At 40.2% G+C, this 24,119-nt stretch carries 23 protein-coding genes; 16 read left to right on the top strand and 7 right to left on the bottom strand.

Annotated elements, in window-relative coordinates; translation table 11 throughout:
• Positions 1–1,812: a carboxylesterase/lipase family protein gene (locus C4S54_RS06325; protein WP_103868769.1), complete on the bottom strand. Its 1,812-nt coding sequence runs from the start codon at positions 1,810–1,812 to the stop codon at positions 1–3.
• Between the two features lie 230 nt (positions 1,813–2,042).
• Here C4S54_RS06325 and C4S54_RS06320 point away from each other — a divergent pair, with 230 nt between their 5' ends.
• The 6 genes from C4S54_RS06320 to larE all read left to right on the top strand — a co-directional run bounded on the left by C4S54_RS06320 (position 2,043) and on the right by larE (position 8,326).
• Positions 2,043–2,867, top strand: coding sequence for a transporter substrate-binding domain-containing protein (locus C4S54_RS06320; RefSeq protein ID WP_103868768.1), 825 nt, complete (start codon positions 2,043–2,045; stop codon positions 2,865–2,867).
• Between the two features lie 20 nt (positions 2,868–2,887).
• The gene (locus tag C4S54_RS06315) at positions 2,888–3,544 is read left to right on the top strand and encodes an amino acid ABC transporter permease (RefSeq protein ID WP_103868767.1); all 657 of its coding nucleotides are present in this window, start codon (positions 2,888–2,890) and stop codon (positions 3,542–3,544) included.
• 19 nt (positions 3,545–3,563) lie between these two features.
• Entirely contained in the window at positions 3,564–4,316 is a 753-nt protein-coding gene (locus C4S54_RS06310; RefSeq protein WP_103868766.1) for an amino acid ABC transporter ATP-binding protein, read from the top strand.
• 96 nt (positions 4,317–4,412) lie between these two features.
• On the top strand, positions 4,413–6,464 hold the full coding sequence (locus C4S54_RS06305; RefSeq protein WP_103868765.1) for a HelD family protein: 2,052 nt from the start codon (positions 4,413–4,415) through the stop codon (positions 6,462–6,464).
• 17 nt (positions 6,465–6,481) lie between these two features.
• Positions 6,482–7,468: a DUF3048 domain-containing protein gene (locus C4S54_RS06300; RefSeq protein WP_103868764.1), complete on the top strand. Its 987-nt coding sequence runs from the start codon at positions 6,482–6,484 to the stop codon at positions 7,466–7,468.
• Positions 7,469–7,483: 15 nt separating this feature from the next.
• On the top strand, positions 7,484–8,326 hold the full coding sequence (gene larE, locus C4S54_RS06295) for an ATP-dependent sacrificial sulfur transferase LarE (RefSeq protein WP_103868763.1): 843 nt from the start codon (positions 7,484–7,486) through the stop codon (positions 8,324–8,326).
• Between the two features lie 62 nt (positions 8,327–8,388).
• Here larE and C4S54_RS06290 read toward each other — a convergent pair whose 3' ends face one another.
• From C4S54_RS06290 to C4S54_RS06280, 3 genes are all read right to left on the bottom strand, one after another.
• Positions 8,389–9,033 carry a DUF4867 family protein gene (locus C4S54_RS06290; protein ID WP_103868762.1) on the bottom strand — a complete coding sequence of 215 codons (645 nt, stop codon included), beginning with the start codon at positions 9,031–9,033 and terminating at the stop codon, positions 8,389–8,391.
• A 119-nt stretch (positions 9,034–9,152) separates the two neighbouring features.
• Positions 9,153–9,608, bottom strand: coding sequence for a hypothetical protein (locus C4S54_RS16215; protein WP_242973749.1), 456 nt, complete (start codon positions 9,606–9,608; stop codon positions 9,153–9,155).
• Between the two features lie 16 nt (positions 9,609–9,624).
• Positions 9,625–10,914 (bottom strand): Y-family DNA polymerase, encoded by a 1,290-nt coding sequence (locus tag C4S54_RS06280; RefSeq protein WP_103868761.1) that lies wholly within the window; start codon positions 10,912–10,914, stop codon positions 9,625–9,627.
• Between the two features lie 259 nt (positions 10,915–11,173).
• On the opposite strand from C4S54_RS06280, the gene C4S54_RS06275 reads away from it, so the two are divergent.
• Both C4S54_RS06275 and C4S54_RS06270 read left to right on the top strand, forming a co-directional pair.
• Entirely contained in the window at positions 11,174–11,551 is a 378-nt protein-coding gene (locus tag C4S54_RS06275; RefSeq protein ID WP_103868760.1) for a hypothetical protein, read from the top strand.
• Positions 11,552–11,636: 85 nt separating this feature from the next.
• Positions 11,637–14,291 (top strand): right-handed parallel beta-helix repeat-containing protein, encoded by a 2,655-nt coding sequence (locus tag C4S54_RS06270; protein WP_103868759.1) that lies wholly within the window; start codon positions 11,637–11,639, stop codon positions 14,289–14,291.
• Between the two features lie 3 nt (positions 14,292–14,294).
• Here C4S54_RS06270 and C4S54_RS15965 read toward each other — a convergent pair whose 3' ends face one another.
• Positions 14,295–14,456, bottom strand: a complete 162-nt coding sequence (locus C4S54_RS15965; RefSeq protein ID WP_022773426.1) for a hypothetical protein — start codon at positions 14,454–14,456, stop codon at positions 14,295–14,297.
• Between the two features lie 172 nt (positions 14,457–14,628).
• Between C4S54_RS15965 and C4S54_RS06265 the strand changes: the two genes are divergently transcribed.
• The 5 genes from C4S54_RS06265 to C4S54_RS06245 all read left to right on the top strand — a co-directional run bounded on the left by C4S54_RS06265 (position 14,629) and on the right by C4S54_RS06245 (position 19,068).
• Positions 14,629–15,060 (top strand): hypothetical protein, encoded by a 432-nt coding sequence (locus C4S54_RS06265; RefSeq protein ID WP_103868758.1) that lies wholly within the window; start codon positions 14,629–14,631, stop codon positions 15,058–15,060.
• Between the two features lie 159 nt (positions 15,061–15,219).
• Entirely contained in the window at positions 15,220–16,539 is a 1,320-nt protein-coding gene (locus C4S54_RS06260; protein WP_200821046.1) for an ATP-binding cassette domain-containing protein, read from the top strand.
• 6 nt (positions 16,540–16,545) lie between these two features.
• Entirely contained in the window at positions 16,546–17,490 is a 945-nt protein-coding gene (locus C4S54_RS06255; protein ID WP_103868757.1) for an ABC transporter permease, read from the top strand.
• A gap of 57 nt (positions 17,491–17,547) precedes the next feature.
• Entirely contained in the window at positions 17,548–18,231 is a 684-nt protein-coding gene (locus tag C4S54_RS06250; RefSeq protein ID WP_103868756.1) for a hypothetical protein, read from the top strand.
• A gap of 27 nt (positions 18,232–18,258) precedes the next feature.
• A complete protein-coding gene (locus C4S54_RS06245; RefSeq protein WP_103868755.1) occupies positions 18,259–19,068 on the top strand; it encodes an MBL fold metallo-hydrolase in 810 nt (269 codons plus the stop codon).
• A 16-nt stretch (positions 19,069–19,084) separates the two neighbouring features.
• On the opposite strand, the gene C4S54_RS06240 is transcribed toward C4S54_RS06245, so the two are convergent.
• Both C4S54_RS06240 and C4S54_RS06235 read right to left on the bottom strand, forming a co-directional pair.
• Positions 19,085–20,002 carry a magnesium transporter CorA family protein gene (locus C4S54_RS06240; RefSeq protein WP_103868754.1) on the bottom strand — a complete coding sequence of 306 codons (918 nt, stop codon included), beginning with the start codon at positions 20,000–20,002 and terminating at the stop codon, positions 19,085–19,087.
• A gap of 21 nt (positions 20,003–20,023) precedes the next feature.
• On the bottom strand, positions 20,024–21,445 hold the full coding sequence (locus tag C4S54_RS06235) for an amidophosphoribosyltransferase (protein ID WP_022773436.1): 1,422 nt from the start codon (positions 21,443–21,445) through the stop codon (positions 20,024–20,026).
• 263 nt (positions 21,446–21,708) lie between these two features.
• Here C4S54_RS06235 and C4S54_RS06230 point away from each other — a divergent pair, with 263 nt between their 5' ends.
• The 3 genes from C4S54_RS06230 to C4S54_RS06220 all read left to right on the top strand — a co-directional run bounded on the left by C4S54_RS06230 (position 21,709) and on the right by C4S54_RS06220 (position 24,033).
• Positions 21,709–22,134: a hypothetical protein gene (locus tag C4S54_RS06230; RefSeq protein ID WP_146059967.1), complete on the top strand. Its 426-nt coding sequence runs from the start codon at positions 21,709–21,711 to the stop codon at positions 22,132–22,134.
• Positions 22,135–22,153: 19 nt separating this feature from the next.
• Positions 22,154–22,639 carry a DnaJ domain-containing protein gene (locus tag C4S54_RS06225; RefSeq protein ID WP_103868753.1) on the top strand — a complete coding sequence of 162 codons (486 nt, stop codon included), beginning with the start codon at positions 22,154–22,156 and terminating at the stop codon, positions 22,637–22,639.
• A gap of 128 nt (positions 22,640–22,767) precedes the next feature.
• Positions 22,768–24,033, top strand: coding sequence for an NAD(P)-dependent oxidoreductase (locus C4S54_RS06220; RefSeq protein ID WP_103868752.1), 1,266 nt, complete (start codon positions 22,768–22,770; stop codon positions 24,031–24,033).
• The last annotated feature ends 86 nt before the right edge of the window (positions 24,034–24,119 follow it).

Here is a 24,119-nt window from a genome sequence, read left to right as displayed (position 1 = left end):
TTATTCCTGGCTCTCCATGTAATGATCAATAACTTCATAAAGTGGTAAATTGGGGTCCTCTACGGGCCCTATTTTACTATCTAATTGTAAAAGAAGCTGGCTGTCAGAAGTTATTAAAGGCCACTCAGGGAGCCCTTCTCCATTTGGATTTCCGGTTTTTACAAAGTTTACCCAGTAGTTCTGCATTATCTCTGAAAGCTCAAAATCGCTCTCATCATAATTATCGGCATGTCTGTGAAGATTTCCGTAGGCGTAAGGAAGTTCCCCTGCGTGATGGTTGGAAATTCTGCTGTTTGTCTTTGTGAAATAGTATTCGTAAACAGGCCTGTTTTGCTGGATCATATAATTAGTCCATACATAGTGGGAATAAGTGAACCACATAGCGCTGTAGACTGCATCTAATGAGCCTTTTGCCTCACCTTTTTTATCGATAATGATATATTCATCTCTTTCAACTGCGTCATATGGGACCACGGCAGCCATTTTCTCGGCATAGCTTCCAAGATCCTCTGCAATGAGGTCAACGTAGTTTTCTTTAGTGGCTTTTGTTTCAAGCATAAACGCATCAGCTTCTTTTAAATTAAAGCCGTTTAAAAGAGCTTTCTCGTGATTTTCGCCTTTTTCATACGTAAGGTAAGGCATTTCTTTTATAGCGTAGCCGTCAAGTGTCATGGCCGAGTTGTTAGCAGAAGTTTTAACGAGCTTTTCAGCAGGAATGCTTCTTAACTCATCAGAAGAGGAGACAGAGAATTCCTCTTTTACAATATTGCCCTGTTCTATAGCTTCATCGTAGGACCTGAAGGTATGGAAAGGCTTTTTGGCCACAATGCCACTGGACTCAGCGATTGCATACTTGAATAATCCATCTGTAAGTGGCGATACGCAAATTGCATTAACACTGGAAGCGCCCGCAGATTCGCCTGCAATTGTAATCCTGTCAGGGTCTCCACCGAAAGCTTCAATATTATCTCGTACCCATTTAAGGGCGGCTATCTGATCTAAAAGACCGTAGTTACCGGTTGTGCCATTTGGAGACTCTGCCTTTAGATCATCAGAGGCATAGTAACCAAAAACACCAAGGCGGTATGCGCAGTTAACGAAGACTACACCTTTTTTAGCCAGATCTTCTCCGCGATACTCAGTATAGGAAGGCTGCCCGGTAGTTAGGGATCCACCGTGAATATAGAATATGACAGGCAGGAGTTCATCAGACTCTTTCTCCGGTGAAAAGACATTAAGATAAAGGCAGTCTTCGCTCATTTCTTCGCGATATTCATCCCCGAATTTTATGCGGTAGTCATTCCATCCAATAATGTGGGAAAGAGAATCATAGAGAGCTGAACTCCTTGGCTGCATAGCCATAGGACCAAAGTGATCGCATGCAAGTATGCCATCCCATGGCAGGGGCGCCTGGGGCTCTTTAAAGCGCAGATCACCTACAGGAGGTGCTGCGTAAGGAATACCTGCGTAGACTTTTACTGATCTGTCTGCATTGTACACGCCGGTTAAGACACCCTGATCAATAGTTATTTCTTCTGTGATTTCGGGATTCTTGTTGTCAACAGCAGGAACTCTTTTAAATGGAGGAGCAGTTAGTTTGTAGTTCAGTACCAGAATAGCTATAAAAACGAGCCACATAAGGCAAGTGGAAAGGGACTTATGTGTTATTTTTTTCATGATCGTGTTTTTTAGTGCAAGCATCAGTACTGCAGCTATTACTGCAATGGCCCATCCTGCAAGGACATTTTTTGATAACTCTAAAATGACGATGTACAGAAGAGTTATCAGTATTATTGCAATATTGAAAATCATGTTGTCTCCTTTTTAGATAATAATTTAAATTGCTTACAATATTATAACATAAAATTATATTACCCAGTTCAAAATTTGTACAGCATCCGTTTGTTGACAACAAATTTTATAACGTAGAATGACCTAAAAGATTTTTCTTTTTTATAAAAGTCTTCTTTACACGGACAATTTAGTATGATAATGTGGTAAAGTAAAAGCAGAGTAAATTGTTATTTGGAAAGAGGGATATCATGAAAAAGAAATTTGTATCTGTGCTTATGGCTTTAACTACAGTTATGATGTTTACAGCATGCGGACAGGCAGCTGCTACAGAAAAAGCAGAAAGTGCTACAGAGAGCGTATCTACAGAGAGCGATCTTGAGTATATTAAGGGAAAAGGGAAACTTATTGTTGGTATCACGGACTTTGCGCCTATGGATTATAAAGACGACAACGGAGAGTGGATCGGATTTGATGCCGATATGGCAAAAGAGATTGCAAAAGCTCTCGGGGTAGAGGCAGAGTTTGTAGAGATCGATTGGGATAACAAGCTTCTTGAGCTCAATAACAAGTCAATTGATGTCGTATGGAATGGTATGACACTCACACCTGAAGTTACAAGCTCAATGAATTGTACTAATGCATATTGCAATAATGCACAGGTTGTGATTGTTAAAGCGGAAGATGCTGATAAATACAGCACACTTGAATCTTTGGCTGACCTTACTTTTGCTGTTGAGTCAGGCTCTGCAGGAGAGGCTGCAGCAAGAGAAAACAATTTTAACACAACAGCGCTTAAGTCACAGGCTGACGCTGTTATGGAAGTTGCAGCAGGGACATCAGATGCATGCATTATCGATCTTTTGATGGCAGGAGCAATGGTTGGTGAAGGAACAGGATATGCTGATCTTACACACACTGTTGAGCTTACAACAGAAGAATATGGAATTGGATGCAGAAAAGACTCAGATCTTGCAGCATTTATAAACGATGAGATGAAGAGTCTTTATGCTAATGGTACAATGAAAGAAATAGCCACAAAATATGGTGTTCAGGACGCACTTGTAGAGCAGTAATATTAAAGGAATATCAATATATGTTTTCAACAGTTACTTTATCACTTCTTGGGGGTTTTTTAGGTACATTAAAACTCTTCATTCTTACGCTTGTTTTTTCATTGCCGCTGGGGCTTTTGATAAGTCTTGGCTCAATGAGCAGACGTGCGTTTATAAGACTGCCCATAAGATTCATTATATGGGTAGTCAGAGGTACGCCTCTTATGTTACAGCTTCTTGTTATCTTTTATGGCCCTGGCATTTTCTTTGGAAATAACCTATGGGGCTCCGGATCAACAGGAAGGTTCACAGCCGCTTTGGTAGCCTTTGTATTTAATTACGCATGTTATTTTAGTGAAATATTCAGGGGCGGAATTCAGTCTATTCCTAAGGGGCAGCATGAGGCTGCAGCTGTTCTTGGTCTTACAAAAACACAGACCTTTTTCAAAATAATACTCTTACAGGTAGTAAAGAGAATTGTGCCACCTATATCCAACGAAGTTATTACCTTGGTGAAAGATACTTCTTTAGCCAGGGTTATTGCGTTCTACGAGATAATTTGGGAGGGAGAGCGCTTTATCAAAAGTAGTGGAATAATCTGGCCTCTGTTTTATACAGGTGTATTCTATCTGATATTCAGCGGACTTTTGACACTTCTTTTCGGATATATTGAAAAGAAACTGGATTATTTTAAGTGATCGTTAGGCGGTGCGTTTTATGGCAATACTCGAAGTAAAAAATATAACAAAAAGTTTTGATAATACAGAAATTCTGAAGGATATAAGCTTTGATCTTGAAAAAGGAAAGACCCTTTCGATCCTTGGAAGGTCAGGAAGCGGAAAAACTACTCTTTTAAGGTGCCTCAATTTCCTTGAAACACCGGACGGCGGCACTATCAGTGTAAATGGAGAGCTTTTATTTGATGGTAAAAATCCTGTTTCCAGCGAAAAAGAGCTTAGAGAGAAAAGGCTTCACTTCGGCATGGTTTTTCAGCAGTTCAACCTTTTTCCTCAATACACAGCTCTTGAGAATGTTATCCTTGCTCCGGGGATACTTAAGCCTGAAAAAGACAAGACAGAGCTGCTAGTGGAAGGAAAAGCAATTCTAAGTAAGATGGGATTGCTGGACAGAATGGACAATTATCCCCATCAGCTATCAGGTGGACAACAACAGAGAGTGGCTATTGCAAGGGCTCTTGCTCTTAAACCGGATATTCTATGCTTTGATGAACCTACGTCAGCACTCGATCCGGAACTGACAGGAGAAGTTCTTAAGGTTATAAAAGAGCTTGCACAGCAGGAAACAACGATGATAATTGTTACCCATGAGATAGAATTTGCAAAAGATGTTTCAGATGAGATTATTTTCATGGATGAAGGCGTTATTGCTGAAAAGGGCAGTCCATCCCAGATAATTGATAATCCTCAGAATGAGCGAACAAAGCAGTTTTTACTTAATTATCATATGTGATTTATTTAGACCGGAATCCTTAGTTTCCGGTCTTATTTTTTCTATGGTATACTTAAAAGATACCAGCGACTTTTTTGTAATTTTAAGGTGAGATTTATGGAAAAAGAAATACTTATTAAAGAACAGGAGCATCTGACATTAGTTTATGATAAGCTCTTGGAAATGAAGAAAAAACTTGAAGATCAGATAGCTGCGCTTGATGAAAAGGCAGTGGATGATAAGAATGATATACGCGATAATATCCGTTTTGATTATGCAGATATAGAGACAACAATGGAAACTCTTGCGGAGATCGAGGTATGGAATCGCTATATTGATACCTATAACGTAGAGAGTTCCTCGTTGGGAAAGCGTTTGGATACAGTGAACAAACTGCTTGAATCCCCTTATTTTGCCAAGATAGAGCTTCAGTTTGACCCATCTGAGGAGCCTGAAAGCTACTACATTGGAAGAGCGGCCATTTCTGAGAATGGTTATGATCAGATGGTAGTTGACTGGAGATCTCCTATTGCTGAAGTTTACTATAATCAGGAAATGGGCAGCACTCACTATACTGTTGAGGACAGGCAGATTCCTGTGGATTTAAAGCTTCGTAGGCAGTTTGACCTAAAGAAAGATAAGCTTCTTTCTTATTTTGACACCCAGATCGCTATTGAAGACCCTATGCTCCTGCAGTCCTTATCACAGATACGATCAGATAAAATGCAGGCAATTACTTCAACTATTCAGAAAGAGCAGAATACCGTCATCAGATATCCGGATGTTCCTGTTCTTTTAGTAAATGGAATTGCGGGAAGTGGAAAAACTTCTGTTTTGCTTCAGAGAATAGCATATCTCTTTTACCAAAAGAGAAAGACACTTCGCCCTGATCAGGTATGCCTTATGACCTTAAATCCGGTGTTCCGCGACTATATTGACAATGTCCTTCCGGATCTGGGTGAGTCCAATCCACTTACCATAACATGGCACGAGTTCCTTGATATGGTGAGCGTTCCGTTTATTGATAACGACTACGACTACACAGAGGCAGAGAACCTCAAAAAGATCCATGATACATTGCCAACACTTACTCCGGAAGTGGACGACTTTTTTGATATAACTCAAAAAGAAACCATGGTGATGCCCAAAAAAGATGTACTTTCTGTTATTAACAGATTTAGTCAGTTTCCTATGGGCGTTCGACTTTTCCAGATTGCATCTGATGAGCTTTTGGAAAGAGCTAAAAATATACTGAAAAACTCTGATAATTACGTTGATAATGAGTCCGACAGCGTTGCAAAGTCAGAGAATGCAGATAATAATCGTCTGGAAAATGACTTTGGCGGAGCTATTCGAACCATCAAAAAATGCAGTTTTATCAATGTTATGCATATAGCCCAGCGTATTCTTGGAACATCGCATATTACAGCGGCTGAATGGCTGTACACCAAGATGGAGCTTACAGGTGAATGTGATAGAAATATGCGTTATGTGATGATCGATGAAGTGCAGGATTATACCATGGCGCAAATGATGGTATTTAGAAAATTCTTCCCAAATGCACGTTTTATGCTACTTGGAGATGAATACCAGTCAATTCGCGAAGGCACGATCTCTTTTGCCGAAATAAAAGAAATGGCAGAAAAAGACGACAAAGAATTTGTGGAACTACCGCTTATGACAAGCTATAGAAGTTCTCCGGAGATCACAGAGATGTTTTCATCTTTGTTACCTGCAGAGAAAAAGATGTCAGTCTCTTCTGTTAAGAGGCCCGGTGAAAAGACTATTGTAAAAGAATGCAGTTCAGAAACCGAGTATTATTCGGAATTAAAGGCGCACATAAATGAGTTTGGCAAAAAGGATGGCATAACGGCTGTTATCTGTAGAAATGCCTATTCTCTTGAAAAGATCAGTGCGTCATTGAAAGGTTTAGATATAAAGATAATATCTGAGCAGGATGCTCTTCCATCAAGCGGAGCTGTTTTATTGGAGTTATCATTGGCAAAGGGGCTTGAATTTGACAATGTTATTCTCGCTGATGTGGACCAGGAATCTTATCCGGACAAAGAACTGGGAAGACATTGCCTGTATACGGCTATGTCCCGTGCTACACAAAGACTTGTTGTATTGTCCTGTGGTAAGTTATCTGATACATTAAAAAAATTTTAATCTAAGAGGGGAATGTTATGAAAGTAAAAAATGTTGTAGCTATTTTTGCTGGTATTATTGGGGCGCTGACTCTGTCAACCACTGTTTATGCGGGGACTTCAGAGCTTACAGGACTTGAGGTGGATGATGCTATTGCTGGTCAGAGACCTGTAGCGATCATGGTAGATAATGAAAAGAAGGCTCTTGCTCATTATGGAACAGCAGAAGCTGATGTGGTTTATGAGATGATGAACAGTACAGCTAATGGACGCATTACAAGACTTATGTGTCTCTACAAGGACTGGGCTAATCTTCAGCAGACTGGAAGCATCAGAAGCACCAGAACAACTAACATCATGATAGCTGATGAATACAATGCTGTTTTGATCCATGATGGGGGTCCATTTTACATTAAATCCTATCTTGCACAGCCTTATGCTGAGCACATCAGTGGCGGATTTAGCAGAATAAAGAATGGAAAGCCCACAGAGTACACTGAGTATGTCTTTGGTTCAGAGCTCGTGAACAGATTTGCAAAAAGTGGTATTTCAACTACCTACAATATGCAGATGGAGAGGGGCACACACTTTTTATTTAACGAAGCAGATACAGAACTTCCAAGTGATGTAGTTGCTGGAACTGTAGATATGTCCGGAGCTTTTGCTCACAATAAGAGCCAGCTTGTATTTAATCCTGAGACCAGAACCTATGACTACTATGAGTATGGCGCTTTGCATCAGGATGCAGAAGATGGACAGGCTATGACATTCAAGAACGTTATTTTACAGAACGTATCTTTCAAGCAGCTTGATAAGAACGGATATCTTACATATAACGTTATTGGTTCAGATAAAGGCTACTATATAACTAATGGCAAGGTTATACCTATAATGTGGTCAAAGGCCAGCGAAACGGGCATGACACATTACTATAGCTCTGATGGACAGGAACTTTCCATAAATAAGGGAAAGACCTATATTGGACTCATTCCTTCAGACTCATGGGATAAACTTGTGTTGCAGTAAAAATAAGAGGATTTTATGACACAGACGCATTTTGACGCTCCAAGCGAGGAACTTTTGGGCAAGTACGGTCAGCTTAAAGATTATTTAAAAAGTCTGGGAGCTGTTGCAGTAGCATATTCAAGTGGCGTTGACTCCACTTTTCTTTTGTATGCGGCTAATGCTGCACTTGGAGGAGATGTTATTGCACTTACTGCTTCATCCTGTCTTTTTCCAAAAAGAGAGCTTCATGAAGCCACAGATTATTGTAAAGAACTTGGGGTAGAACACTTCGTTGTTGAGGCTGACGTTTTTTCTATAGAGGGTTTTTCGGATAATCCGCCTGACAGGTGCTATCACTGTAAGAGAAGGCTGTTTGAGCGATTTCAGGAAGAGGCTAAAAAGCATGGAATAACAAGTGTGGTTGAGGGATCAAACCTGGATGATATGGGAGATTACAGGCCGGGACACAGAGCGATTGCTGAACTTGGGATACTAAGTCCCCTTAGAAAAATAGGTTTTACTAAGCAGGAGATAAGGGTAATGTCCACATATTTAGGGATTCCTACCGCAGAAAAGGCTTCTTTTGCCTGCCTTGCAAGTCGATTTCCATATGGAGAGCTTATTTCAGAGAAAAAGCTCAGTATGGTAGATAAGGCTGAACAGTATCTTTTAGATGCAGGATTTAAGCAGTTCAGAGTCAGGATCCATGGCACAGATGTTGCAAGGATTGAGGTTCTTCCTGAAGATTTTGACCGTTTTATGGAATCAGAGTTTAGGGATGCTGTATATAGTACATTTAAAGAGTATGGATTTAACTATGTATCTCTGGATCTGAAAGGCTACAGAACCGGAAGTATGAATGAAACTTTAGCAAAATAAAAAAACTGAGCAGTCTGTTGTGGCTGCTCAGTTTTTATTTTGCTAATGAATATGCAGGGAGTTTACTGGATATCTCCGGCAATATCGATGTTCTCGCCGGTTATACCGATCCATGCTCCATCCTTTGCTTCTTTTGAATCAGCATGAGCAAGGAGCCATTTATTGGTAGCTCTAAGAAGCTTATCTTCCTGGTTTACAGCTGTGTACTCAGGCTTACCAACATTTGTGCCCTGTGGAAGACCAACAAGAACCTGGAATCCAGAGTCCTTATGAGCCTGACAAGGAGCGTAGTGGAGAGCTGTTGCATATACTTCTACCATTACTCCCTTTGGAACGAGGAAAGCCTTAACTTTGCTTGAATCCAGTTTATAATCGGAAATCTCTTCTCTTTTTGCTAAAAGGAGAATAAAATCTGTTGCGCCGAGATTGATCTCGCTTGAACGGTGATATTCAAGGCAATTGAGCTTTGTGTTGTGACCATTGCACCATCCATACTGCATTGGTGATCCACCAAAGAGTGTGTTTGTCATCTTAACTGAAGCTTCAAGTTCCTGAAGAACCTTTTCCTCAGCAACATACTCAGTTCCTTCAGGGATTGGTGTGTTGGCACCTAAAGCTTCCATAATCTGTTTCTTTTCTTCTTCGTACCCCTCAATGATTCGTCCATAGTTAGTAAACTCTGGATCTGTAACACTAATTATTTTCATTTCGCCCTCCTTAAAAAGCCAAAAATACATTCTCAAATAATAATATACATCTATCGGGCAAAATTTGCTTATCAATATGCATCTAAAACAATTCAAAAAATGCTATATTTTAATGGACTTCATATTGCAAGTCGCCATGTTGTATTAGTTCTGGGGTCGTAGTAGAGCTTTACAACTCGTTTCATTCCCAAGACAGTGATCATACATTCAAATATGGTGGTGGAATCAGTGGCATAGATCCCATCTGCTGTTGTATAGGTGCTTTTCCTTTTGGACTCACGATATCCCTTAACAGTGAAAGTGTCATATTCTCCGTCCTCGTTCATAAATCGGAACTTAAGCGGGATTATGCTCCCATCTGACTTGTGTTCGCAGATCACATCTACTTCATTTATAATCTTACTCATAATAAAAATCTCATGCTCCTCATGCTTCTCATGTTCCTGATCGTCTAAAGTTTCATTCGTAAGTGCAATTTTCTTTATCTCTTTTTTCTCGCGTTCTCTCAGTGCTTCCTCAAAGCCCTTCAGGGCGGCAAAGGGTAGAAACTGGCTTGCTCTGTCTGCTCTTGGCATGGCTACCTCCTTTTAGTTAAAATCCGGCTTTGTGGCCTCCAATCTGGACATTTCTTTGTATGGAGGTGCCAGCGTCGTATAGATCCATACCCTTGATCACAGAATTTTTGCCGTAGCGGTCCTTGATCTCATTTACTGATTGGAGGATCTTTCTGTCTTTTTCCATTACAGATGGATCAACAAAAAAGCTGTATTGCTCAAAGCATTCGTCCAGTACAGAATTGGCACTGACATTTACCCGTCTTATGGGCACATCTCGCATGGCTGACCTGGTATAAAGCTGCACAAATGCATCCATAAGTATTCTGTAAGAGTTGGTTGTTACCTGTAAAGTGGCGCTTACTCCGGTGGGAGGAAAAGTCTCGGCGCTGTATCCGATGAAAAGCGAGATGTTGTTGCTCACTACATGGGCGGCTGTCATATCAAGCGAGAGCTCATCAGCCATTTCCTTTACGATGATCAGCGCTTCATCAAAGCTATAATCCCGCATAAGCACCTGTCCGCAGGATAAAGATTTGGACCGGGACTGGTAGTTCTTTATATCCTGCATCGTGCAGGACTCCCGCCCCCAGGCATGGTCAATGATGTATTCTGCATTAACGCCGAACTGCTTGTACAGGATATTTTCCGGAAAGTGAGCTATGTCTTTTTGGGTGTACATACCAAGGGAATTGAGATGGCGCTGTGTTCCGGGCCCAATTCTCCAAAAGTCTGTAAGCGGGCGATGGGTCCATAGCCGCTGTTTAAAAGTGTCTTCGTTTAATTCGGCAATGAAATCCGGCGAATGTTTAGCAAGGATATCAAGGGCTACCTTGGCGAGGTACAGATTAGTACCGATACCGCAGGTAGCCCTAAGTCCCAGCTTTTCTTTTATGTCGTTCATTATCTTAAGGGCCAGATCGTGGGCGGATAACCCATAGAGCCCAAGGTAGTGTGTTACATCAAGAAAAGATTCATCGATGGAATATACATGTATGTCGTCCTTTGAAACATAGCTGAGATATATCTCGTAGATGTCGGCTGAAATATCGATATATCTCTTCATTCTGGGAGTTGCGATTATATAGTCCAGGTGCTTGGGAATCTCATGGATCCTGCAGCGGTTTTTTATTCCAAGGGCTTTCATTGCCGGGGTTATGGCAAGGCAGATAGTGCTCTTGCTCCTGTCCTTGTCAGCGACGGCAAGGAGCGTGGTCATGGGGTCTAACCCTCTGTCCACGCATTCCACGCTGGCAAAAAAGCTCTTGAGATCTATGATGAGATAACAGCGATCATCCGGTTCTATGATCTTGAAATTATTGTTCATAGGCATATCCTTACTTCAGAATCGAATATATGTTCCGAACATATGTTGGGCATTTTTATAATACATCTATCGAACAAATGTTTCAATCGAACAGATTATAAAATTTTTGTTATAACCAGAAAAGCATCGCGAAGTCCAATAAAATGTACTGTACTTTTTATGACTCTGTATATCTGCAATTATAATACCATCAGAAATAAGAACTTTAACTTAGTACTTGAAATTGGTAGAGATCAGTGTGTTTAAGGAGGGATTTGTTATGGATCAGGCATATATGACTTATAGGGAAATCAGAATAGCAGAGAATAAGAAAAGAAGACTGAAAATAGTAAGAAGACAACGCTTTTTGGTGGGAGCGGTTATAGCAATACTGGCTGTGATAGCCGCATTTATCGCATCTACACTTGTGACAGAAGCTCGTTCTGAAGCGGTTAAATATAAATACTACACATCTGTCACGGTACATTCGGGAGACACTCTGGAGAGTCTTGCTGATAAATATATTACTGAAGATTACAGAGATCATACATCTTATATAAGAGAGGTATGTGGAATAAACAACCTTGAAGATGCGGATTCAATTGTTGCAGGAGAGTGCATAATTTTACCGTATTATTCAGAGGAATTTAAGAAGTGAACTACTAGTTAAAAAGAATTAAATTATTATTATAGTTTTCTAAACAGGGGTCACAGGACCGGGTTCTTCGTATAAACTATACACTATGAAAAGAAAACTTTTTGCACTAATATTTATACTTTGTCTAACTGTAAGTAATCTTGTTCAGCCGGGTAATGTTTCTTATGCAAAGACAGAAGAAAGCCTGGCTGTATGGAATTTTTCGGCCTTTGGACAGGGAGTTTCAGGTAAAGAAGAAAATTCAGGATTTAAACTAAATGACGATGGTTCTGTTACTGTATGGAGCCTAAATGGGAAAGGAAAGATTGTTCCGGCCAGTACGGATGGTCTTTCTTTTTATTATATCCCAATTCCTGCTGATAAGAATTTTACTCTTACAGCAACAGCAAAAGTTGATTCATGGACCTTTACTAATGGGCAGGAAGGCTTTGGACTTATGGCTGCAGACAGAGTGGGGGAACATGGGGACAATAGCACTTTTTGGAACAACTCATATATGGTTATGGGTACTAAAGTCGAATATTATTTTGACCCTCTGAAGGGTGAAGTTGTAAATGATGGGAATTTTGAGAAAATCACCATGAAGGATGGCCTGGGTGCGCAGGAGAAAAAAGGTGTTACCAAAGAAAATCTTTCTTTATTTGAATCAAATGACACAGCTACGGTCAATCAGTTCTTTTCATCAACCATGTACACTCTTGAGAATTCCTGCGCGAGAAAGGGATCAGGAGTATACAATCTTTGGGAAAATGAGCAAACTGGCGCTCAAAACACTATCGATGATTCAAAATCTGAGGTCAGATTACGTATTCAAAAAAATAACACTGGATATTTTTTGAGCTACCTTGATAACAAAGATAACGTTTATTGTACGCAAAAGTTCTATGATCCCGAGGCACTGGATCAACTGGATGAGGATAATGTTTACGTGGGATTTTTTGCTTCCCGCACTGTGACAGCAACTTTTAGTGATATAGTTTTTTCCGTTACTGATCCTAAAAATGATGCGCCGGCAGAGGAGAGGCCTATCACCTATGTGAATCCAGATTATAAAGTTGTTTCAGCTCCATATGCGAATTCTGATATATATCTGCTAGAATACTTGGGCAATGCTGATGGGTACCTTACCGTAGTAGATCCATATGGAGAAAAACTTGTAGATGAACATGAGGTCTTTGCTGGTGAAACTCTAAGTGTAGATACTTCACTTAAAGAGGGCATTAATTCTTTCAAGCTTTCTTTTACCCCGTTAAGTGATTATTTACCGGATAATGATGAATATAAGCGTCTATCGTCATATGAGACGAAGGAATTTAATTATGCAGTGAAGTATGAAACTATAAATGATGATGAAAAGGTATATGTTTCACCGGATGGCAGGCCTGAGGGAGATGGAAGTGAAGGCAATGAAGTAGATATTTATACTGCTGTCAAATATGTTAAACCGGGGCAGACAATTGTTCTAAAGGCAGGAGAATACAGTCTCGATGAGACAGTAACTGTATATAGGGGAATCAGCGGAACTGAAGATGCGCCTATAAATGTAATGACTGATGGTGGAAGGGCGATATTTAATTTTAACAGTGCTTGTGCCGGCTTTGTTTTTGCCGGTGACTACTGGCATGTTAAAGGAATTGACTGCACTCATTCAGGTGATGGCCAAAAAGGAATACTGGTTTCTGGAAACAGCAATATTTTGGAAGATGTGTATACCTATGAGAATGGTAACACCGGTATTCAGATAAGTAGATTTTTACCAAGCGATAGCTATGAGAAGTGGCCTTGTGACAATCTTATTACTAATTGCATTTCATATGGTAATGCAGATTCAGGTTTTGAGGATGCAGATGGTTTTGCAGCTAAGCTGACTGTTGGCGATCGAAATGTATTTAATGAGTGTATATCTTATAATAATGCTGATGATGGCTGGGATCTGTTTGCTAAAGCTGAAACAGGCATGATCGGGAAGGTTACCATCCAGAATTGTTTGGCTTTTTCCAATGGATATGGACTTGACGGCTCAGAGCAGGGAAACGGCAACGGGTTTAAGATGGGCGGATCAAATATGCCAGGCCAGCATATGCTGATAAACTCTGTGGCATGGGGAAACAAGGCAAGGGGAATTGACTCTAACTCTGGCCCGGATATTCAGATATATGACTGTAAATCTTTTAACAACGGTGCTTATAATGTGGCGCTTTATACCGGCAACTCTCAGGATACCTCTTATTACGTGGATGGACTTATTTCATACAGAACTGAGAATCAAGATGTTGATGAAAAAATATCGACTGGTGAGACTCAGAATGATGATGATATTTACAGAAACAACAATTATTTCTGGATAAGACAAAAGGCAAGAAATGTTGACGATGTAATAATTGAAGATGACTGGTTTGAATCTCTTGAGGCACCGGTAGCAGATGCAAATGATCCTTTAGCTGTGGCTATGAATATGAGGACAAGCGAGGGGAGTATTGACCTGGGCTCTTTCCTAAAACTCAGCGCCAAGGGTACTTCTGAATTTGAAAATGCAAGCAAAGCTATGGAAGAAAGCAGTGAAGAAAGCTCATTAGAGTCGGAAGAGGTCATTCCCGAGAAGGAAGAAGAAATACAAGCTGAAACGGAAGAAAATGTGGATAATGCCACAGAAGAAAAGAGTCCGCTAGTACCTATAACAGTTGCAGCAATGCTTATTTTGGCAGCTGCAATAGTAATAATTAAAGGGAGCAACACGTAAGTGTTATGCTCCCTTTTTTAGCTCTTTAACCAGGTCTTTGAGTTTCTCTACAGTTTTGTAGTAATCGTACCCGTGAACCTGAATATGCGTATCTATATCTTCGGCAATGTATCCGTTTTTACCACCGTTGCATGTAAGAACAATATAATTTAACTCTTCCCCCATAAGATACTCTCCCCAAACAAAAAATCCTTAGACCTATTGTAACCGAATCCAGGGAAAATAATTATAAAAAAACTATTAAAAAAATACCGAGGAAATTTTATTGCCATTTTCATAATCCGATTCGTATATATTATTGCAATCAAAAATACACGATAAGGATGGTGAAAGTATTATGGGAAAATTTATTAAGATCTTAGCTGGTATAGTTCTTGCATTGTCAATGGCACTGAGTGGAAATTTCATGGCTACAAATGTATTGGCGTCAAATGATGCAGCTCTTTATATAAGTGGAGCTCGTTTTTTGACGGCGCTTCATGGACAGGCAGATGACAATAGTGAGATAGTTTTAGCGCTATACGAAAAAAATGGTGAGAATATTGCCTATCTCAACGATGGAATATCTCATGTGTACACCGATTATACTCAATCCAATACGACAATTAATGGCATTGGTGCTGTAGAGAGATATGCATTTGAAGGGACGCTTGTCTATAATTTCTTCATGGCAGGAGATATTCCATGCCTCATGACAGATGAAGGCAAGATTTATGCTTGTGAGTATCTGAATAATTATTATGTGACACAGATACAGAATCAGGATTAATAAGTTAATAACAGGCCTCTCATTATTAAGCTGTCATTTCAGGTGGTAAATCTGGGATGGCAGCTTTTTTCTTGCTGTTTGTGAGCTTGGCGATTGATTTTGTGGATGATAAAATAATAATATCAAAACGTCATATAGTAGATTAAAAAGGAGAACGTCATGTTTGATCCACAGATTCTAAAAGATGTATTCCCTACATGCAATAGTATTCTCATGATTTTTGGCTGTTGGTTTCTGTTCAAGAAATGTGGTGTTAAAAGAATATGGGCTTTGATTCCTTTTGCCAGAGAGTATCATATGGCTCTTTGTGCCGACAAAGAGAAAGAGGGAAGGGTTTTTGCCGTAACTACATTTTTTTATTATCTGATCACGCTGACCCTGATTGTTATTGACGGTCCGGAAGAAGTTGAGCTACTTATTTCAATTCCGCTTATAGCCTTATATGTAACAAATGTTATTTATACGATCAGGATCTATTTAGGGCTGATTAAGATGTTTGGCCTTAAAAAGAGGTGGATAATCCCACTGATCATTTTCGATGGCCCGGTACTAATACTTTGGGGAGTGGCTCCAAAGTATGTGCCTGAAAAAAAGGTAGTTCAGGTCGCTAAAAATGGTGCAAAAGAGCTTGGAAAGGACATTGTGGCTGCCTCGGAAGGACTTACGGTCAATATCACGGAGAGGACAGTCATAGACTTTTTCAGGAAAAAGACTCTGCTTAAAGACATACATATGGCAATACCAAGAGGACATATGGTACTTCTTCTTGGAGGGTCAGGAGCAGGAAAAACAACCCTGTTAAATGCAGTTACGGGCTATGAAAAAGCCGATGCCAACGTAATGCTGGATGATAATGATGTATATAAAGATTATAAGAAAATGAAATATGATATAGGCTTTGTTCCTCAGCAGGATCTGATGAGAGGGAATGATACCGTTGAAATGACCCTTACAGATGCGGCTCTTATGAGGCTATCTGCGGATGCATCTATTATGGAAAGAGAAAACCGGATCGCAAATATGTTGGACCAGTTTGGGCTTACAGCTGTAAGGAATTCCTTAGTGGAAAAGCTCTCGGGCGGCCAAAGAAAAAGGTTGTCTATTGCCATGGAGTTTATTTCCAATCCGTCCCTTTTTATCCTTGATGAACCTGACTCAGGTCTTGATGGTGTTGTAGCAAGAAGCCTTTTTGAAAAGCTAAGGGAGATAGCGGATGAGGGAAAAATAGTTTTAGTTATAACGCACACTCCTGACAGAGTCATAGATCTTTTTGACGATGTGATTGTTTTGGCAAAGGATGCCACGAGAACAGGGCGCCTTGCCTGGTATGGGCCGGTAAAAGAAGCCTATGAGTTTTTTGGCAAAAACTCAATGGAGGAGATACTTCTTTCCATAAACCAGAAGGATGAAGGCGGAGAAGGAAAAGCTGATGAATTTGTTGAGAAATATGCTGATCGCATCAAAGAAAAGGTGGGGTGACTTTCGATGAAAGAATACAAAGTCAGACATAGAGGAAGGTTTTTCCAGACGCTTATTTATCTTGGAAAGTTCTTTAGAATGTTTTTATTCCAAAATGACTGGAAGGTTCTGCCCATGGCGGCAGTGATCGCGGGGCTGGTTGGATTTTCTGTAGGGCAGAATATTTACAAGACCATGGAGGGTACTCTTATGGGTACCTTTGCTATTTCCTGTATATGCATCTGGAATGGATTCTTTAATTCAATTCAGGTTATCTGCAGAGAAAGAGCTATAGTAAAAAGAGAACACAGATCAGGCCTTCACATAAGTGCTTACGTAGCTGCACACATGATATATCAGGCCTTTTTGTGCATACTGCAGGTTGTGATAACAATTGGCGTATGTATGCTCATGAAAGTGGAAATACCACATAAAAGCCTGATAACACCATGGGCGGTGGTGGATTTTGGGCTGACACTTTTCCTTATAACTTATTGCGCAGATATGTTGGCTCTTTTGATCTCAGCTTTTGCCAAGACGACTACAACAGCTATGACTATAATGCCATTTCTTTTGATAGTACAGCTGTTGTTTTCAGGAGCATTTTTCAACCTGCCGCAGGAAGCTATGCCACTTACCAATCTTACAGCTACCAAATGGGGACTGACAGCCCTTTGTGCGCAGGGTGAGTATAATTCACTTCCAATGGTAAGTGTGTGGAACAGCGCCCTTAAGATGAAGGATGTGGAAGTTGAAGGAGAAAAGCCTCTTTTGACTGTTTTCAGAGAAATAGAGTCCAACAATATGAGGGATGATCTTTTGATGAAAACCGGCGAGCTTAACCAGAATCATGATTATGATTTTGACCCGGCGATTGTATTAAGATGTTGGATATGGCTTATAATGTGGACATTAGTTTACGTGATCCTTACAGTTCTTCTTTTGGAGTCAATAGATAAAGACAAGAGGTGAAAAAAAGGATATAGTAAATAAAGGGATAAAAACTATATTAAATGGGTGGAGATTAAAATGATCAGACGTTCACAGTACAGATGCAGTTTCAAATTGCTTACAGCAGATATCTTACCGGACAACATTATAGAAAGATGTCAGAATCAGTTTAAAAAGCTAATAAAAGAGGGTAGGGTCTGCAATGCCTCTTTTTACAAGTATAACAGTATGGGATTTCTTTATCTGGAAGAGATAGTTGACGATTACAGTGAACCTTATCTTTCAGTGGATCAGTACATGTATGACCTTCAGCCATATTTAAAGCCATGGCCGGAGGAGGACGGCGACAGATATTTTGCGCCTATGATTAATGTCTATTATCATCATATTCCCGAAGAAGACCTTGATAAATGGGAGTTTGAACGCACTACGAATAAAAAAGACCGTGTAGGGCGAGTAGCTTTTGTTTTTCCAAAAAAGCTCCCGTCATATGTAATGCATCACACAGCAATAGTAAATGAAGGCCTTCTTAAAGGGGATAAGTATGCATATATATCACTTCATGAGAATCTTCTTTTCTCATATTATGAAGAACCCAGAAATAATGTGAATATCAGAGGGGTGGACGAAGAGTCTGTTGTTATAAATGACTGGCTCAAAGCTGACCCGGAATCTCATTTTGACCGGGAGAAGGGCAGAGGAAGCAATTTCCTTGTTATTCCTTGTCTTTTCACAGTGGACAGAGCGGATGATATTCAATAATATTCGAAAAGGTGTTGGCGCGTTGGTATGAATGAACTGGTAAAAAGAATTTTAGATACAAATACACCAAAAGGAACAGCTTCTTTGTGGTGGCTGGGGCAGATGGGGCTTATTGTAAAAATGGGAGATACTGTGCTCTCTGTAGATTATTATGCAACACCGGATCCTTCCAGACAGACTGAGCCGCCAGTTCCGGCCGGGGAACTTGAGGGAATTTCAGCTTTTTTGGGGACTCATGATCATCTTGACCATATAGATCATGAAGCCTGGAGAATATGGGCTAAAACCAACCCAATGGCGAAGTTTGTTTTTCCCAGAAAGCATATGGAAAGCGTTCTTGCGGATGGGATTAGTGCTGTCAATGCGCTAGGGCTTAATGATGGTGAAAAGATAAAAGTGGGAGATGTGACAATAACTGCCGTTGCAGCTGCCCACGAGTTTTTGGAGCAGGATCCGGAATCTTTGCTATATCCGCATCTTCAGTACATTATTGAAGGTAATGGAGTTAGGATACATCATGCGGGGGATACGATCCGCTATGAGGGAATGCTTGGAAAAGTAAAGGCTTGTGGCAAAATAGATGCCCAGCTTCTTCCAATAAATGGACGTGATTCAGTGCGTTATAGGAGAAACTGCATAGGTAATATGACCTATCAGGAGGCCGCAGATTTTGCAGGTGATTGTAAGACAGGGCTTGTTATCCCGGGCCACTGGGATATGTTTGCGGACAATAGTGCTGATCCGAAAGAATTTTGTGATTATATTGAAATAAAATATGGGGATAAGCTAAAGAGCATTATCCCCAAGGTTATGGAACATATTGTAGTTAAAGGGTGATCCCTTTTTCAACTATTTACAGGATCTTCTTAATTTTAAAGAACGTCAGACTGCCAGCCACAATAAGGATACTCAGTCCGATGATGACAGGGTAGCCTAAGCGGGATTCAAGTTCTGGCATATATTTAAAATTCATACCATACCATCCGGCTATCAGTGTAAGTGGCATAAAAATGGTGGTAACCACTGTAAGCACTGTCATGATGCGGTTCTGCTTTACGTCAAGCTGCGACTGATACAGATCGTTTAGCTGGATGGTATAGTCACGAAGATGGGTTGCAGCATCATAAAGCCTGTCAACTCGGTTAGAGAACATGTGGAAGTATCTCAGGTTTTCTTCACTGAAAAATCCGTTTTCGTTTTCTTCCAGCTCCTGACCAAAATCTTGCAGCTGCTCATAGTGGATTCGAAGATCTCTTATGTCACCGCGAATTTCGTTGTTGCGCTGCATATGAGCGTCTTCAGCGTTTTCCATGATTTCTTTTTCTATATCATTTAGCTCACGTTCGTAAAGCTGCATAAGCTGCAGATCGTTATGAATGATCTGCTCGAGGAAATCATAGAGAAATCTTTCAAGAGAGGGCTTGCGCCATTTTTTGTTCTGCTTAATACGTTTTACAATATTCAACGCGCTTTTGCCCTGGTCTATGAATACAATTCCGGTTTCATCAAGGGCAAAAGAGAAACTTTCCGGCGTTTCGCTGCCGGTCGATTGTACCGGCAGGCAAAACGTTCCTGTAAGAGAATCATAGTTGACATCGGCTTTAGTAGTAAGAATATCATCGCTGCTCATATCAAAATCAATACCCATGTCAAAGTTCTCATTCTGTTCAAGCCATTGCTCGGGAGTCAGGATTGCAACATATGGTGAATCTGCGTCATGGCACTGTTCTGCGCTACATTCTTCTAAAGTGTTCTTTATCAAATAATACATTTTTCTCTCCAGATAAGTTATTTATTCTTTTCCGCTCCAGCAGTATGTGCAAAGCTTGCATGGCTCAAGCGGTATAGCTTCGATCATATCATCCAGTCTGTGGTAATGAAGAGAAGTGAAGTTCAGCTCTTTTCTGATTTCTTCAAGCATTGCCTCGTACTGAGGTGAATCAGGATCGGTGTATTTTCTAACAGTTTCCTCGTTTGGAGACGGATAACCTTCAAGTTTTTCGATCACACGTCTTGTGATAAGCTCCATCTCTGAATTTGAACGGGAGAAGTTGAGGTATTTGCAGCCGTAGATCAAAGGTGGGCAGGCAGGACGAATATGAACTTCGCTGGCTCCGCTCTTATATAGGAATTCCGTGGTTTCTCTAAGCTGTGTTCCTCTTACGATTGAGTCATCAATAAGAAGAAGGCTCTTGTTTTTAATGAGCTGGTTAACCGGGAGGAGTTTCATTTTAGCTATAAGGTCACGCCTTGACTGAACAGTTGGCATAAATGATCTGGGCCAGGTAGCTGTGTATTTTACAAAAGGTCTTGAATAGGGGATTCCAGAAGTATTGGAATAGCCAATAGCATGGGCAACACCGGAATCCGGAACGCCTGCAACAAGGTCAGGATGGATGCCGCGCTGCATATCACGCTGAGCAAGCTTCCCACCACAATTATAACGCATTCTTTCTACATTTAGTCCCTCATATGTTGAGGCAGGAAATCCATAATAAATCCAAAGGAAGGTACAAATCCTCATGTCGCCCATTCCAGGAGCAACAATTTCAACAGATTCAGGTGTGATAAATGCAATTTCAGCAGGTTCAAGTTCTTTATATTGGGTGTATCCAAGATTTAAATAAGAAAAGCTTTCAAAGCAGACGCAGAATCCTTCGTCCTTGTGACCAATCTGGACAGGAGTTCTACCATAGCGGTCTCTTGCAGCATAAATGCCTTCCGGTGTCATCAGAAGAAGAGACATAGATCCTTTAATTATAGCTTGAGCGTAGCGAATACCCTCTACGATTGTAGATTTCTGATTGATAATAGAAGCAACAAGCTCTGTAGGGTTGATATCCCCGCCACTCATCTCAAGAAAGTGTGAGTGATTGTCCGTAAAGAGCTTTTTGGTTATTTCGTCGATGTTGTTGATCTTGCCAACAGTAGTGATGGCATATGTTCCGTGATGTGACCTTACGATAAGTGGCTGTGGTTCAAAATCTGAAATGCTTCCGATACCAAGATGTCCTTCCATCTTGAGCATATCGTCTTCAAACTTTGGTCTGAAATATGACCTCTCGATATTGTGGATAGAGCGGTCAAATCCTTTCTTTCTGTCATAAACGGCCATTCCGGCGCGTCTGGTTCCTAAGTGTGAGTGGTAGTCAGTTCCGTAAAACAAGTCAAAAACTGCGCTCTCACGAGATGCTACTCCAAAAAATCCTCCCATGGAAACCTCCTAGAATATGAGTTTTAGATATGTAATTCCGGAAAGTATCATATCACAAGCATGGGGATTAGTGGAAAGTTTTTTCAAAAGCAAGTTATCTTTAACTTGAATTAAGTTTTAAGGAGTAGTATTGTACATAACAAAAATTGCAAAATAAACTAATTGATTTTGCCAAATCTGTTATGTTTGTTTTGGCAGTGAGAATATAGGATGATAATTGAGAAACCTCAATTTAAAATCTTTTTAGAGAGAAAGGCATGACTATGAATAGATTCAGACAGTTTAGTAATCAGATGATGTATAAAATGGCACAGTTCTTTTACGGAAGAAATGGCTTTGATAATTTAGCAAGGACATGCAATGCGTTAGCGATCCTTATGCTCGTGATCAATATATTTGCTCAAAGTGCAGTAATTTACTTCATTTGGGTGGCATTATTCGGATATACGATCTTTAGGATCTATTCGAAAAACATTTCTAAAAGATATGCTGAGAACCAGAAATTCCTGCAGCTCACAGAGGTTCCAAGACGATATGCAAATCTTGCAAGACTTCAGTGGAGAGACCGTTCTGTCAGCAGATATTATTTATGCAAGAGCTGCCATCAGCAGATCAGGGTACCAAAGGGTAAGGGACGAATTGAAATAAGATGTCCTAAATGTGGTGAAAGATTTATTAAAAAGACCTGATCAGTAAGGAGGAAGTGGTATGGTAATGGATCCTTATAAAGTTCTCGAGATAAGTCCCGGAGCTTCAGAAGAAGAGATAAAAAAAGCACATAGAAGACTTGCCAAGAAGTATCATCCGGATTTAAATCCTGGAGATGAACTTGCAGCTAAAAGGATGAACGAGATAAACGCTGCATATGATATTCTGACACGTCCGGGTGCTGAGAGATACAGAAGTACATATGCATATTCACAGGCACAAACTCAGTCTCAATCCCAATCGCAGGAGAGGACCTATAGTCAACAGGAGAATCCTTTTGAAAACTATGGTACTTATTGGCAGTGGACAAATGCAGATTTTAACAGGAATTATGACAGGCCTGATGAAAGTTGGAATACCTGGAATAATTGGACCGGTTGGAACAGGACACCTGTTTATGGCGGCTCATTATTATTTAAAGTCTTTAGATGGTTTATAATCCTGCAGATATTGTCATTTTTCTTTAGGTTATTCCTATTCTTTTAATGTTCATGATATTCCACATTTTTGCTAGTGTAAGCGCTTACACTAGCATATGTTCAAGTGATATAAATTATCATAACATAATCGTATGTATTACTTGAACAAAGTGATAAAAAATGGAGGAGTATTATATGTCTGTGCACGTTATTGATGAAGCAAATCGTTGTTTACAATGTCCAAATCCCAGATGCAGGGAAAATGGATGTCCTATTCATACAAACATTCCTGAAATGATACGTCTTTTTAAGGAAAATCGTATGATGGAAGCTGCTCAGATGCTATTTGAGAACAATCCGCTTTCAATGGTGTGTTCTTTGGTATGTAACCATGGTAATCAATGTGAAGGCAATTGTGTAAGAGGTATTAAGGGAGAGCCAATACATATATCTTCAATTGAGAATTATATTTCTGACTCTTGTTTTGAGAGATTAGAGCTAAATCCTGCTCCTTCAAATGGTATGAAGGCAGCTGTAATAGGTGCAGGCCCGGCAGGAATAACAATTGCTATTATTCTTGCCCTCAAGGGATACTCCATAACTGTTTTTGAAACACATGATAAGATCGGTGGAATCCTTCGATATGGTATTCCGGAATTCAGATTGCCGAAATCAATTTTAGACAGGTATTATAAAAAAATGCGTGAGCTGGGAATTAAGTTCAGACCTAATTTCTCCATTGGAGGTTCTACAGGAATACAGGATCTTCTTGATGACGGCTACAAGAGCGTATTTATTGGAACCGGTGCATGGAAGCCAAAAAGGCTTGGAGTTCCGGGTGAGACCTTTGGTAATGTATTCTATGCAATAAACTACTTAAATAACCCTGATGTTTACGAGCTTGGTGACAGGGTAGCAATAATAGGTGCCGGTAATGCGGCTATGGATGTAGCCAGAACCGCTATAAGACACGGATCAAAAGAGGTTGTAGTGTATGTAAGAGGGGACTCAGTAGGTGCTTCCGAAGCAGAGTATGAATATGCCAAAGTTGACGGAGTTAGGTTTGAATTCCGTAAAGCCATAGTCAGAATAGAAGACGATGGGGCAGTATTTAGCGATATGGAACCCGATGAAGAAAAGATAGCAGCAAGCAAGGCTAAGGGAGAGGAACTGAAAAAGACTCCATTTAAAGTTATTCCGAATTCGGAGCATCTTATTCCTGCAGACAGCATAATAATCGCTATTTCCCAGGTGCCTCAGGATCGTTTGGTAAATCACGATAAGGACCTGAAATTTAATGAAAAGGGTAATCTTGCAACAGATTCAAAAGGAGAAACCTCACTTCCCGGAGTATTTGCTTCAGGAGATGTGGTTACAGGAGCTAAGACTGTAGTGGCTGCGGTTGCAGTATCCAAGCAGATTGCTGAAGATATGGATAAATATATGAGAAGTAAGGCATAAATAATAAAGGGAGCATATCAAATATGGTATGTTTCCTTTTTTATTAAAATGAGTACGTGATATAATTTTGCTGATATAGGATTTTG

The sequence above is a fragment of the Butyrivibrio sp. Su6 genome (assembly GCF_900108105.1).
Lineage (GTDB): Bacteria > Bacillota > Clostridia > Lachnospirales > Lachnospiraceae > Butyrivibrio.
The sequence above is the reverse complement of the archived record's forward strand: the minus strand, read 5'-3'. Positions and strand labels throughout refer to the sequence as shown.

Excerpts from the sequence above, each read along its gene's own strand:
- C4S54_RS06325 (WP_103868769.1), bottom strand. The coding sequence starts at position 1,812 with ATGATTTTCAATATTGCAATAATACTGATAACTCTTCTGTACATCGTC.
- C4S54_RS06320 (WP_103868768.1), top strand. The coding sequence starts at position 2,043 with ATGAAAAAGAAATTTGTATCTGTGCTTATGGCTTTAACTACAGTTATG.
- C4S54_RS06315 (WP_103868767.1), top strand. The coding sequence starts at position 2,888 with ATGTTTTCAACAGTTACTTTATCACTTCTTGGGGGTTTTTTAGGTACA.
- C4S54_RS06310 (WP_103868766.1), top strand. The coding sequence starts at position 3,564 with ATGGCAATACTCGAAGTAAAAAATATAACAAAAAGTTTTGATAATACA.
- C4S54_RS06305 (WP_103868765.1), top strand. The coding sequence starts at position 4,413 with ATGGAAAAAGAAATACTTATTAAAGAACAGGAGCATCTGACATTAGTT.
- C4S54_RS06300 (WP_103868764.1), top strand. The coding sequence starts at position 6,482 with ATGAAAGTAAAAAATGTTGTAGCTATTTTTGCTGGTATTATTGGGGCG.
- larE (WP_103868763.1), top strand. The coding sequence starts at position 7,484 with ATGACACAGACGCATTTTGACGCTCCAAGCGAGGAACTTTTGGGCAAG.
- C4S54_RS06290 (WP_103868762.1), bottom strand. The coding sequence starts at position 9,033 with ATGAAAATAATTAGTGTTACAGATCCAGAGTTTACTAACTATGGACGA.
- C4S54_RS16215 (WP_242973749.1), bottom strand. The coding sequence starts at position 9,608 with ATGCCAAGAGCAGACAGAGCAAGCCAGTTTCTACCCTTTGCCGCCCTG.
- C4S54_RS06280 (WP_103868761.1), bottom strand. The coding sequence starts at position 10,914 with ATGAACAATAATTTCAAGATCATAGAACCGGATGATCGCTGTTATCTC.
- C4S54_RS06275 (WP_103868760.1), top strand. The coding sequence starts at position 11,174 with ATGGATCAGGCATATATGACTTATAGGGAAATCAGAATAGCAGAGAAT.
- C4S54_RS06270 (WP_103868759.1), top strand. The coding sequence starts at position 11,637 with ATGAAAAGAAAACTTTTTGCACTAATATTTATACTTTGTCTAACTGTA.
- C4S54_RS15965 (WP_022773426.1), bottom strand. The coding sequence starts at position 14,456 with ATGGGGGAAGAGTTAAATTATATTGTTCTTACATGCAACGGTGGTAAA.
- C4S54_RS06265 (WP_103868758.1), top strand. The coding sequence starts at position 14,629 with ATGGGAAAATTTATTAAGATCTTAGCTGGTATAGTTCTTGCATTGTCA.
- C4S54_RS06260 (WP_200821046.1), top strand. The coding sequence starts at position 15,220 with ATGTTTGATCCACAGATTCTAAAAGATGTATTCCCTACATGCAATAGT.
- C4S54_RS06255 (WP_103868757.1), top strand. The coding sequence starts at position 16,546 with ATGAAAGAATACAAAGTCAGACATAGAGGAAGGTTTTTCCAGACGCTT.
- C4S54_RS06250 (WP_103868756.1), top strand. The coding sequence starts at position 17,548 with ATGATCAGACGTTCACAGTACAGATGCAGTTTCAAATTGCTTACAGCA.
- C4S54_RS06245 (WP_103868755.1), top strand. The coding sequence starts at position 18,259 with ATGAATGAACTGGTAAAAAGAATTTTAGATACAAATACACCAAAAGGA.
- C4S54_RS06240 (WP_103868754.1), bottom strand. The coding sequence starts at position 20,002 with ATGTATTATTTGATAAAGAACACTTTAGAAGAATGTAGCGCAGAACAG.
- C4S54_RS06235 (WP_022773436.1), bottom strand. The coding sequence starts at position 21,445 with ATGGGAGGATTTTTTGGAGTAGCATCTCGTGAGAGCGCAGTTTTTGAC.
- C4S54_RS06230 (WP_146059967.1), top strand. The coding sequence starts at position 21,709 with ATGAATAGATTCAGACAGTTTAGTAATCAGATGATGTATAAAATGGCA.
- C4S54_RS06225 (WP_103868753.1), top strand. The coding sequence starts at position 22,154 with ATGGTAATGGATCCTTATAAAGTTCTCGAGATAAGTCCCGGAGCTTCA.
- C4S54_RS06220 (WP_103868752.1), top strand. The coding sequence starts at position 22,768 with ATGTCTGTGCACGTTATTGATGAAGCAAATCGTTGTTTACAATGTCCA.